The following is a 254-nucleotide window of genomic DNA, read 5'->3' on the forward strand; positions in this document are numbered from 1 at the left end:
TCGCACATCTCCGGGCCGCGTCACCAAATTCGGCGATACTTGTGCGATTTATCGCACATCTCCGGGCCGCACCCGCGGATTCGGCGATACTTGTGCGATTTTTCGCACATCTCCGGGCCGCGTCACCAAATTCGGCGATACTTGTGCGATTTATCGCACATCTCCGGGCCGCTTCACCAAATTCGGCGATACTTGTGCGATTTATCGCACATCTCCGGGTCGCGTCACCAAATTCGGCGATACTTGTGCGATTT

1 protein-coding gene is annotated in these 254 nt (G+C 55.5%); it reads left to right on the plus strand.

The window, feature by feature from the left end:
* The coding region (locus tag PA598K_RS37520; protein ID WP_221414213.1) for a hypothetical protein at positions 1-254 on the plus strand (254 nt) is incomplete at both ends.

This window comes from Paenibacillus sp. 598K, assembly GCF_003851045.1.
In the GTDB taxonomy this organism is placed as follows: domain Bacteria; phylum Bacillota; class Bacilli; order Paenibacillales; family Paenibacillaceae; genus Paenibacillus_D.